5 protein-coding genes are annotated in these 6714 nt (G+C 69.6%); 4 read left to right on the top strand and 1 reads right to left on the bottom strand.

Annotated features, from left to right (window positions below):
- Positions 1-302: 302 nt before the first annotated feature.
- Positions 303-1184 carry an NAD(P)H-binding protein gene (locus tag WBA11_RS15785; protein ID WP_424521618.1) on the bottom strand — a complete coding sequence of 294 codons (882 nt, stop codon included), beginning with the start codon at positions 1182-1184 and terminating at the stop codon, positions 303-305.
- A gap of 92 nt (positions 1185-1276) precedes the next feature.
- On the opposite strand from WBA11_RS15785, the gene WBA11_RS15780 reads away from it, so the two are divergent.
- The 4 genes from WBA11_RS15780 to WBA11_RS15765 all read left to right on the top strand — a co-directional run bounded on the left by WBA11_RS15780 (position 1277) and on the right by WBA11_RS15765 (position 6523).
- Positions 1277-2188, top strand: a complete 912-nt coding sequence (locus WBA11_RS15780) for an AraC family transcriptional regulator (protein WP_424521617.1) — start codon at positions 1277-1279, stop codon at positions 2186-2188.
- A 93-nt stretch (positions 2189-2281) separates the two neighbouring features.
- Positions 2282-3181 (top strand): cell division protein FtsX, encoded by a 900-nt coding sequence (locus tag WBA11_RS15775; RefSeq protein ID WP_424521616.1) that lies wholly within the window; start codon positions 2282-2284, stop codon positions 3179-3181.
- Positions 3182-3438: 257 nt separating this feature from the next.
- Positions 3439-5364: a YfbK domain-containing protein gene (locus WBA11_RS15770; protein ID WP_424521615.1), complete on the top strand. Its 1926-nt coding sequence runs from the start codon at positions 3439-3441 to the stop codon at positions 5362-5364.
- A gap of 256 nt (positions 5365-5620) precedes the next feature.
- On the top strand, positions 5621-6523 hold the full coding sequence (locus tag WBA11_RS15765; RefSeq protein WP_424521614.1) for a transglycosylase domain-containing protein: 903 nt from the start codon (positions 5621-5623) through the stop codon (positions 6521-6523).
- Positions 6524-6714 lie beyond the last annotated feature (191 nt).

Here is a 6714-nt window from a genome sequence, read left to right as displayed (position 1 = left end):
GCCCAGAGCCCGGAAGAGCGCGCCGCCCTCGAGGCCGAACGAGATCGCGCCCGCAACCGCTTGCGGACGGCCATGAGCCAGGTCTAGGCTTCGCGCAGGGTTCTTGCCCGTCCTCGAGGGCGCGGCTACCTTTGGCGCACAGACTCCGGCCGCGTGCGGCCACCCACTCGGGTTGAGCGACCCAGACCCGCCCTCAGGGTCAGCTCCCCGTTCGAGCGTCCGGCGGCCCCCCCCGCCGGGCGCTCTCTGTTTCGGCCCGCCCGGTCCGACCTCGAGTCGATGTCAGGCCGGGCGGGTCTGCATCACGCGTTCTCGAGGGCGGGGCGCAGCGACTCGCGCGCCCAATCCTCCAGCCGCGTCGGCGTCGTCGAGGCCGCCGTCCGCTCGTCGCCGCTGTACGCGTCCGAGCCGATCGAGGTGTAGAGCTGGACCATCGCGTCGGCCCACGCTTTCGGAGCGCCCATCTCCGACAACTGGCCGTGCAGCGCTTGCGGCGGGATCTGCTGCGCGCGGACGTCGCGGCCCAACGCCTTGGACAGGACGGCTGCGGCGTCGGCATACGTCAGGTCCTCGGCACCGAGGAGAGGCACGGTCTCCGTTCCGGACCAGTCGAGGTCGAGGAGCAGGTCCGCAGCGGCCTGCGCGATATCGGCCGTCGCGATCATGCCCGTCGCCGTCGTCTCGGGGACCGGGAAGAACACGGCACCGGCGTTCTGGATGGCTGGAATTTGGGCCTCGAAGTTCTCGAAGAAGAACGTCGGGCGAAGGTGGCGGACCGCGGCCGTCGTCGCGTCGAGGGCGTCCTCGATGCGGCCCAACCCGCTGACCGGCCCGTGCCCATCGCGGTCCTGCGCGCCCTCCGACGAGAGGTGGACGACGTGCCCGACCCCGCCCTCGACGGCGCCGACGACGGAACGGCCCAACGTCTCGTACCAGTCCATCGGGTCGGGGTGGCCCCAGTTGACCGGGCTGAGCCAGAACAGCGCGTCGGCGCCCTCCGTCGCCGCGCGGACGTAGTCGGCGTCCTCGAGGACGCCCTCGCGCGTCTCGGTGCGAGCGCGGACGTCGGCCGAGAGCTTGGAGGCGTCTCGGACGAGGAGGACGAGGTCGTCGCGGCCCGCGTCGAGGAGGAGACGGGTCAGCGCAGAGCCGATGTGGCCTGTCGGGGTGGTGATGGCAAGCATGAGGATCTAAATGGTGAGCCCTCAACCTCGAGGTCGGTGTCCGGACGAGTCATGTCTGAAAGTCTCTATCTTGTTGCAGATCGTCCATGCCTATGACTGACCCTCTCGACGCCGCATTCGGCAGCCTTCGTCCTGTCGGCGCCTTCTACTACCGCAGCGAGCTGTCGGGCTCGTGGGGCTTTTCCGTTCCGCCGTCACCCGCCGCGTTCCACTACATCGAGAAAGGAAGTGTCCTCCTCGAGGCCGGAGGCGAATCCGCCGTCCTCGAGGACGGGGACTTGGCCGTCCTACCCCACGGGGAGTCGACGACGTTTCGGAGCGATTCAGAACAACCGGTCGAGCCCGTCGACGGGCTCTCGAGGCGACGGCCGCCCGGGCCGGACGGCGTGCTGCGCAACGGCGACGGGCCTCCGACGACCTCGATGGTGTGCGGCGGGGTCACCTTCGAGGACGCCGTGGAGCACCCCGTCCTCGAGGCACTGCCGCCGCTCCTGGTCGTCCGCGACGCCGCGAACGAGGCGGAGCCCTGGCTCGCGAACACGCTCCGGTTCCTGGCGTGCGAGAGCCAGAACGGCCGGCCCGGCGCCTCGACGGTCATGGCGCACCTGTCGAGCGTCGTCTTTCTCCAGGCCGTGCGTGCGGCGATCGCGGACGAGCGGGTCGCGAACGTGGGGTGGCTTGGAGCGCTCCGCGACCCCTACGTCGGGCCGGCTTTGACAGTGATCCAGCGTACGCCCGCTGCGCCGTGGACGGTCGAGGCGCTAGGTCGAGAAGTCGGACTGGGACGGTCGGCGTTTGCCGCACGGTTTCGAGACGTCGTCGGCGAGAGCCCGATGCGTCACGTGACACGGTGGCGGGTGTACCGAGCCTCCCAGTTGTTGCAAGCGAACGAGTCGCTGTCCGAGACGGCGCACCGCGTCGGGTACGAGAGCGAGGCCGCGTTTAGCCGCGCGTTTAAACGGTGGACGGGACGGTCGCCGGGCTCCGTTCGCCGCGCGGCCTGAGTGGTCCCTTCGGCTACGCTCAGGACATGCCTCGAGGACGGGTGGGACGGGGGCGTCGGTCGTCCTACCTTCCGAGGTCTCCCCCCGACACCTGTGGCTCTCCCGTACACGCTCCGCGAGGGGCTCGCCGGCTTCCGCCGGGCCAAGATCGCCGCCGCGACCAGCGTGGCCGCGCTCGCCGTCGCCCTGGTTCTGATCGGCATTTTTGGCCTGCTCGGATGGCAAGGCCAGTCGCTCGCCGAGTCGCTCCGCGAGCGGGCCAGCGAGGTCGAGGTGTTCCTCAACGACCAGGCGGCGCCCGAGGCGATCGCGAGCGTCGGCGACCGGCTCCGCACGTTGGCCGGCGTCGACTCGGTGCAGTACGTCTCCCAAGAGGAGGCCGCCGCCATCTTCCGCGAGGCGTTCGGAGAAGGTGCCGACCTCTACGACGACGCCGAGTTCTTGCCCGCCAGCTACCGCGTGCGCCTGGGCGGCGGGTCGGCACAGCCGGACTCCCTCGCGGCCCTTGCCAGCCTGGTCGACGGCTGGGCGGCGGTCGACGAGGTGGCCTACGACCGGGCGTCGGTCGAGGCGGTCGAGCGCAACGTGCGGCTGTTCTCGAGCGTGGGCTTGGGCGTGGGTCTGTTGGTCGTGATCGCAGCCCTGCTGTTGGTCGGCAACACCGTCCGGCTGTCGATCTACGCGCGCCGAATGCTGATCCAGACGATGAAGTTGGTCGGCGCGACCAATGGATTCATCCGTCGGCCTTTCCTGATCGAGGGCGTGCTCCAAGGCGCGGCGGCGGGCGTCGTGGCCGGGTTCGTGATCTGGGGGCTCTACGACCTGTTCTTGCACTTCATCCGGTCCGCCGACGGCGGAGGCTCGGTCACCGGATGGCCGGGCGGGTCGCCGTTGTTCATGATGGGCATCTCCGTTGTGCTCGGCGTGATCCTGGGTCTGATCGCGTCGGGCGTGGCGGTGCGGCAGTACATCCGGCGCGTCCAGCTGTCCTAACCGTCCTCGAGGGCGGACGGGTTTCGGATGCTGGTAGCGTACCTGAGGGAGGTGCCATCCTCATTTCGCCTCGGCGCGGCGGATGCTGCGTTCGCCGGCAGGCTCGGTCGTCCTCGAGGTCGGATGTGACGTAGTGAGCAACGGCGGCGGCTAGCGAGTGTCTAAAAGGCGGGCCGTGTGCCGACCATGGCACGCCGAGTGCCTTGCGGTACGAGACCGCCATTCTCGACGTTGCTTCTGCATTCACCCACGGATCTATGCTCGCGTTTGTCGCCGCCCTCTCGCTCCTCCTCGCCGCTCCGGTCCCGGTCGTCGGCCCATCGCCCTCGACGGGCGTCGTCTCGGGGACGGTTACCGACGCTGAGACTGGTGATCCGCTTGTCGGTGCGAACGTCCTGGTCGTCGGTCTCCGAGGCGTCGGCACTGCGACGGACATCGGGGGACGGTACCGCCTCGAGGTCGAGCCGGGCCGCCACACGGTTCGGGTGGCCTACGTGGGGTATCAGGCTGCAACCGCCGAGGTGGAGGTCCGGGCAGGCGCAGCCGTGACATTGGATCTCGCCCTCGAGGGGCACACGCTCGGAGAGGTCGTGGTGGAGTACGAGCGGCCGATGATCCAACGTGACGCCGTCGGGGCTCCGATGCTGACGATGTCTCGAGGTCGGGGTGTGGCGGCCACGGTCGGCGGCGTCGCCAACCCGATGTACCGGCCGCCGACGGACCGCGAGGGCTACGCCGCCGTCGATGAGGTCGGGTTCAAGGCTTCCCTCGACGCGCCGCTCTCGACGTTCTCGATCGACGTCGACCGGGCCAGCTACTCCAACGCCCGCCGTTTCCTGACCGACGGCCGTCTGCCGCCCGAGGACGCCGTCCGCGTCGAGGAGTTCGTCAACAGCTTCGACTACGGCCTCGATGGCCCGACCGGCGAGCACCCGTTCGCGGTCTCGACCGAGATCACGACCGCACCGTGGGCGCCAAACCACCACCTGGTACGGATCGGGCTCCAGGGCGAGCGGATCGATTCGGACGACCTGCCGCCGGCCAATCTGGTCTTCCTGATCGACGTGTCGGGCTCGATGCAGTCGCCGGACAAGCTCCAACTGCTCCAGCGCGCGTTCCGACTCTTGGTCCGCGAGATGCGGCCGCAGGACAAGGTCGCCCTCGTCGTCTACGCTGGCGCGTCCGGCGTTCGTCTGGCCCCGACCAGTGACAAGTCCGCTATCTTGGAGGCCATCGACGACCTGCGCGCAGGCGGCTCGACGGGCGGCGCTGAAGGCCTGCGTCTGGCCTACCAGGTCGCGCGCCAAAACTTCGACTCCGAGGCGACCAACCGCGTCATCCTGGCGACGGACGGCGACTTCAACGTCGGCGAGTCGTCGGACGCCGAGATGCAGCGGCTCATCGAGGCCGAGCGCGAGTCGGGCGTCTTCCTGTCCGTGCTCGGGTTCGGCACGGGCAACCTGCAGGACTCCAAGATGGAGACGTTGGCGGGCCACGGCAACGGCAACTACGCCTACATCGACGGCATCCGCGAGGCCGAGCGCGTGTTCGTGCGTGAGTTTGGTGGGACGCTGTTCGCGATCGCGAAAGACGTCAAGATCCAGGTCGAGTTCAACCCGGCGCGCGTCGCCGGCTACCGCCTGGTCGGCTACGAGAACCGCGCCCTCGAGGCCGAGGACTTCCGCGACGACGCCAAGGACGCCGGGGAGTTGGGCGCGGGACACACCGTGACCGCGCTGTACGAGATCGTCCCCGTCGGCGTCGAGGTCCCGACGGCGGGCGTGGACGGGCTTCGGTACCAGGCCACGCCGGCCTTGACGGCCGCGGCCCAGTCGGGCGAGTGGATGACGGTCGCGCTCCGCTACAAGCCCGCCCTCGAGGCCGGCACGTTCTCCGACGAGAGCGTCGGCCTCGAGGTCGCCGTCGCCGGTGAGGTGGTCGCTCTGGGGGATGCGACCGAGGCGACGCGCTGGGCGGTCGCGGTGACCGAGGCGGCCCTGTTGCTCGGGGCGAGCGACTACGCGCCGGGCGCGAGCTACAGCCACGCCTTGGAGCTCGCCCAAGGCGCTCGTGGCGACGACCCGCACGGCGACCGAGCCGAGTTCATTCGCCTGGTCGAGACGGCCCGCGCGCTGACGTCGAGCCAAGGCGGGACCGACCGGCCGGTTGCTCTTGGGGATTGAATCGTTCGCATCTCGTCCTCGAGGGCGCCGATGCGTCCGCCCTCGAGGACGGCCTGGTAGGGATGTCAACCGGGGCGCCGCTTTTTGCGCGTCGCCCCCGCGGACACGAGAAGAGATCCGGCGTCCGACGGCATAGCGCTCGTGGGTTCGTCTCGGAAGCTACAGACCACGGACGCGGAACCTGCACGACACAGATCGTCGAGGTCTCACTCGGACATTTCCAAGATCCGGCACGGGATTGGATCTGCAGGCGTTGATGCCCCTCGTCCCCGACCGCTCATTGTCCTCCGACCCGCTCCTCGCTCGCCCTCGACCGGCTCCGCCTCGGCGGCCGAAGCCGACCAAGAACCCGCTCAAGCGGTACTGGCGAGCGATCACCGACGGCGACGCCTCGTGGGGCCGGCGCATTGGCGTCGCGTTTGGGATCCCCGCTTTGGTCGGGCTCGGTGCTGGAATCGGCGCTGCACTGGCGTTCGCCATCTACGCGTGGTCGCTGCTCCCCGAGACGCCCGACGCCTACGCCCTGGCCCGTGCGACCCAGTCTCAGCCGACCGTCGTGCTCGACGTGCGCGGCGAGCGTCTGACCCAGTTCGAGCCTGACTTCCGCGAGTGGGTCCCCCTCGACTCGATCCCCGTCGACCTGGTCGACGCCTTGATCGCGACCGAGGACCGGGCCTTCTACCAGCACGGCGGCGTCGACGTGCGGCGGACCGTCGGCGCGATCTGGAATACGGTCCGGGGACGCCGCGAGGGAGGCTCGACGGTGACCCAGCAGCTCGCGCGGAACTTGTTTCCCGACGAGATCGGCAACGCGGGCACGTTGGAGCGCAAAACGAAAGAGGCGTTGGCAGCGAGGGCCATCGAGGACGATCACACCAAGCGCGAGATCCTGGAGGCGTACCTCAACACGGTCCCGTTCCTCTACAACGCGTTCGGCGTCGAGATGGCGGCGCGGACGTACTTCGGTACGCACGCGCCGGACCTGACCGTCTCGCAGTCGGCGATGCTGGTGGCGATGCTGAAAGGGCCGAGCCAGTTCAACCCGGTCCGCCACCCCGAGGCCGCGAGAGAGCGGCGCAACCTGGTCCTGCGGCTGATGGGCGAGCAGGGCGTGATCGACCTCGAGGACACACGCGCGTTCCAGGCCGAGCCGCTCTAGATCGACCTTCAGCCCCAGCCGTCGACGTACAGCGCGGCGCCCCACTTCACCGCCGCCGTCCGGCGCGAGCTCCAGGCCTGGGCCGAGCCGCGCGGCTACGACATCGACCGCGACGGGTTGGTCGTGCGAACAACGCTGGACCTGACGATGCAGCGCGAGGCCGAGGCCGCCGTCGCCGAACGGTCCGAGCG

It is taken from the genome of Rubrivirga sp. (assembly GCF_049648075.1).
Lineage (GTDB): Bacteria > Bacteroidota > Rhodothermia > Rhodothermales > Rubricoccaceae > Rubrivirga.
The sequence above is the reverse complement of the archived record's forward strand: the minus strand, read 5'-3'. Positions and strand labels throughout refer to the sequence as shown.

Coding starts and splice junctions, on each gene's coding strand:
- WBA11_RS15785 (WP_424521618.1), bottom strand. CDS start 1,184: ATGCTTGCCATCACCACCCCGACAGGCCACATCGGCTCTGCGCTGACC.
- WBA11_RS15780 (WP_424521617.1), top strand. CDS start 1,277: ATGACTGACCCTCTCGACGCCGCATTCGGCAGCCTTCGTCCTGTCGGC.
- WBA11_RS15770 (WP_424521615.1), top strand. CDS start 3,439: ATGCTCGCGTTTGTCGCCGCCCTCTCGCTCCTCCTCGCCGCTCCGGTC.
- WBA11_RS15765 (WP_424521614.1), top strand. CDS start 5,621: ATGCCCCTCGTCCCCGACCGCTCATTGTCCTCCGACCCGCTCCTCGCT.